The sequence below is a fragment of the Streptomyces roseus genome (assembly GCF_001044425.1).
Lineage (GTDB): Bacteria > Actinomycetota > Actinomycetes > Streptomycetales > Streptomycetaceae > Streptomyces > Streptomyces roseus.
Genome location: NZ_LFML01000122.1, coordinates 1 through 409, shown reverse-complemented (window position 1 = coordinate 409; position 409 = coordinate 1). Strand labels below are relative to the sequence as shown.

At 83.9% G+C, this 409-nt stretch carries 1 protein-coding gene; it reads left to right on the top strand.

The window, feature by feature from the left end:
- On the top strand, positions 1–409 hold a 409-nt coding region (locus tag ACS04_RS37690), incomplete at both ends, for a hypothetical protein (protein WP_209441784.1).

Sequence of the window (409 nt, the reverse complement as noted above, 5' to 3'; positions counted from 1 at the left end):
GCCGCAGAGGCCGCCCCGGCCGCCGCTCAGGCCGCTCAGGCTCCCGCCGAGGCCCCGGCCGCTCCGGCTGCCGAGGAGTCCGCTGCTCCGGCGCCGCGTGCCCGTCGCCGTGCGACGCGTGCCGTCGCCGCTCCGGAGGCTCCGGCTGCCGCCGAGGCCGCCGTCGAGGCTGCCCCGGCCGTGCCGGTCGTCGAGGAGCCTGCCGCTCCGGCGCCGCGTGCCCGCCGCCGTGCGACGCGTGCCGCGGCCGCTCCGGAGGCTCCGGCTGCCGCCGAGGCTGCCGCCGAGGCCGCCGTAGAGGCCGCCGCTGTCGCCCCGGCTGCCGAGGAGTCCGCTGCTCCGGCGCCGCGTGCCCGCCGCCGTGCCACCCGCGCCGTCGCCGCTCCGGAGGCCCCGGCCGCCGCCGAGA